Source organism: Myroides sp. LoEW2-1, from assembly GCF_009767705.1.
GTDB classification, from domain to species: domain Bacteria; phylum Bacteroidota; class Bacteroidia; order Flavobacteriales; family Flavobacteriaceae; genus Flavobacterium; species Flavobacterium album_A.
This window is the reverse complement of record NZ_WSPP01000320.1, coordinates 1-2,368: the sequence shown is the minus strand read 5'-3', so window position 1 is coordinate 2,368 and position 2,368 is coordinate 1. Positions and strand designations below refer to the sequence as shown.

Below are 2,368 nucleotides of genomic sequence, written 5' to 3'. Positions count from 1 at the left end.
AAATAATATGTTTTGTTTGAAAGCAATGAAATGAAATTCTGACTTTGCTTATCAATTGTGTGAATGTTTTTAAGTAAAAAGACATCGTAAAAGGTGATTTTCGTTTTCTTTTTATTAATCGAAAACTTTACTTCGAAATAAGCATTCTTATTATAACCCGTTACCGTTTGTTTTTGGAAGTCAAAGATTAAATATTCAGAAAAGTCTTTGTCGCTATCTCCTTTGTATTGAATCAGTTTCCATGCGTATTTTCCCATATACTTTAACATGGGGTTTTCGTCTTCTCTTACAAAGGATAGCTCTGTTTTATCTTTAGTTAAGAGTGTTAGCTCATCGTTATTTTGTTTTGATATCGTAAACTTTGCCTTTGTTAGTAAGGAGAGAATATCACAGTCTTTAGTAAAAAGTGAATCAACACATTTGTGATTTGTAGCAATTGATTTTCTTGTTTTTATTTTGATGGGGTTATGATTGAATTTCTTTAGCGATTTTATGCTAATTTGAAAAATGTTACACCCGTTGTTGCCGTGGATTTTGAAATTGCTATCGTCTATGCGTATATAAATCGGTTGTTCGGAATTGACTTCTTGGTTATTTATCTTTTGTAAAACCCATTTTGTGCGATAGATATCATTTGTTTTTTCTTCAATATGGCTGGCAATACTGTTTTTATCTATTTGTGCAAATACACTTGGTGGTGTTGAACACAACAAGGCGAATAAGATTAAAAAGTGTTTCATAGTCAATTGATTTTGAAAATATAATATAAGTAAAAACTTGCGATAGTCTTTAAGTAAAAATACATAAACTTGACTTCTATAGCCAATAAAAACAACTGTTTTTATTCAATTTGTTAGAGATAATTCTAAAATTGAAGTGTAAAAACAATAATTAATTGTACTTTTACTCCCCAAACACAACTCTTTTTTATATGAATCCAAAAGTATTACTTACTTCAAAAGAGATTGATATTATTCTACATCGTTTGGCTTGTCAATTAGTAGAAAATCATTTAGATTTTTCAAATACTCTTCTTATTGGTATTCAACCACGTGGTAAGTTCTTAGCAGAGCGAATTAAAGCTATTATTGAAAAAGAATATAACATATCTGATATTCCCTTGGGATTTTTAGATATTACTTTCTTTCGCGATGACTTTAGAAGAAATCAAAAACCTCTTGAAGCGAATAAAACACAGATTGATTTTCTTGTTGAAGACAAGAAAGTCGTTTTTATTGATGATGTATTGTTTACAGGGCGAAGTATTCGTTCTGCATTGACTGCAATACAATCTTTTGGTCGTCCAGCTGAAGTAGAACTACTGGTTTTAATTGACAGAAGATTTAGTCGCCATTTGCCAATTCAGCCTGATTATAGAGGTCGTCAAGTAGATGCCTTTAATGAGGAGTCAGTGCGTGTACATTGGTCAGAAGACGGAATGTCAGATAGTGTTTATATACAGCAAAGTTTATCAATCTAACTATTAAATTTACTTACTTAAGCAATGAAAGAATTAAGTGTAAATCACCTTTTAGGTATCAAATATATAACTAAGAACGATATTGATTTAATCTTTGAAACAGCAGATCATTTTAAAGAAGTCATTAATCGACCTATTAAAAAAGTTCCTTCTTTAAGGGATATTACAATTGCAAATATCTTTTTTGAGAATAGTACACGTACAAAACTATCTTTTGAATTAGCACAAAAGCGTCTTTCTGCGGATGTGATTAGTTTTTCAGCGGCCCAATCTTCTGTGAAAAAGGGAGAAACGCTAATCGATACGGTGAACAATATCTTGGCAATGAAAGTGGATATGGTCGTGATGCGTCATAACAATCCTGGTGCAGCTTATTTTTTGTCTAAAAATGTCAATGCAAGTATAATTAATGCTGGAGATGGTGCCCATGAGCATCCAACCCAAGCTTTGTTAGACAGTTACTCTATTCGCGAAAAGTTGGGTGACGTAGCAGGTAAGAAAGTTGTTATTGTAGGAGATATTCTACATTCACGTGTGGCATTGTCTAATATTTTCGCTTTGCAGATGCAAGGGGCTGAGGTAAGAGTATGTGGTCCAAAAACATTAATTCCTAAGCATATTGAAAGCCTTGGTGTTAAGGTAGAGTCTAACTTGAGAAAAGCTTTAGGATGGTGTGACGTTGCTAATATGCTTCGCGTTCAAAATGAGCGCTTAGATTTTAGTTACTTTCCCAATACAAGAGAGTACGCACAACAATATGGATTGACTAAAGAAATTTTGGACTCCCTGGATAAAGAGATTGTAGTGATGCATCCAGGCCCTATTAATAGAGGAGTTGAGATTACTTCAGATGTAGCAGATTCACAGCAATCAGTGATTTTAGATCAA

3 protein-coding genes are annotated in these 2,368 nt (G+C 32.6%); 2 read left to right on the top strand and 1 reads right to left on the bottom strand.

What is annotated here, in order from left to right; all coding sequences use genetic code 11:
- The coding region (locus GOQ24_RS15230; protein WP_160340075.1) for an META domain-containing protein at positions 1-740 on the bottom strand (740 nt) is incomplete at its 3' end.
- A 191-nt stretch (positions 741-931) separates the two neighbouring features.
- On the opposite strand from GOQ24_RS15230, the gene pyrR reads away from it, so the two are divergent.
- The gene (gene pyrR / locus GOQ24_RS15225; protein ID WP_155091901.1) at positions 932-1,480 is read left to right on the top strand and encodes a bifunctional pyr operon transcriptional regulator/uracil phosphoribosyltransferase PyrR; all 549 of its coding nucleotides are present in this window, start codon (positions 932-934) and stop codon (positions 1,478-1,480) included.
- A gap of 24 nt (positions 1,481-1,504) precedes the next feature.
- A partial coding sequence (locus GOQ24_RS15220) for an aspartate carbamoyltransferase catalytic subunit (RefSeq protein WP_160340074.1) occupies positions 1,505-2,368 on the top strand: 864 nt, incomplete at its 3' end.